1 pseudogene is annotated in these 612 nt (G+C 67.3%); it reads right to left on the bottom strand.

From position 1 onward, the window contains the following. A pseudogene (locus tag WFK98_RS27215) lies at positions 1–612 on the bottom strand (DUF4815 domain-containing protein); the annotation flags it as partial.

Genomic DNA, 612 nt, shown 5'->3' with positions numbered 1-612 from the left:
GGTCGCCGCCGCGATCGCGTGCTGCGGATCGTCGGTCTTGACCACGAAGGCGAACTCGGTGCCGGCCGGCTGATACAGCGGCAGCGCGAAGCGAACATTCGTCCAGGCATTCACCAGCACGGTCGCCATGTCGACCTGCGCCACGGCGAGCACCTCGCCGGTCGGCCAGCCATTCTCGACCGGCCGCACCTCGACCAGGCAAGCCTTGGAGCGATCGCCGATCGCGCAGAACTTGATGTCGACGCCCGCGATGTGCCGCCCCTCGTCGAGGGTTGCCGTCTGGGCCTGCGGATCGACGCCGTGCGTCTGCTGGAACACCTCCTGCTGCACGTTCCAGAACTGGGTAGTCGTCACGCGCTGCATGACGGTGACATCGATCTTGCCCTGGCCGACAAAGGAGGCCGAGCCGCTCGATCCGGTGCCGCCGGTGGCGACGACGGACTTCTGGCCGGCGGTGACGTTGGCGGGGATCGTGAAGGTTCCAGTCACCTTGCCATCGGAATCGCCGACGAGCGGCCCGGCCGGGGTGACATCGACGCCGTCGAAGGTGAGAGAGGCGAGCGTCTCGCCAACGCCAAATCCCTTCACCGTGAAGGCGACGGGGATTTGGCG

The sequence above is a fragment of the Kaistia sp. MMO-174 genome (assembly GCF_037147815.1).
Lineage (GTDB): Bacteria > Pseudomonadota > Alphaproteobacteria > Rhizobiales > Kaistiaceae > Kaistia > Kaistia nematophila.
This window is presented reverse-complemented; position numbering and strand designations above follow the sequence as displayed.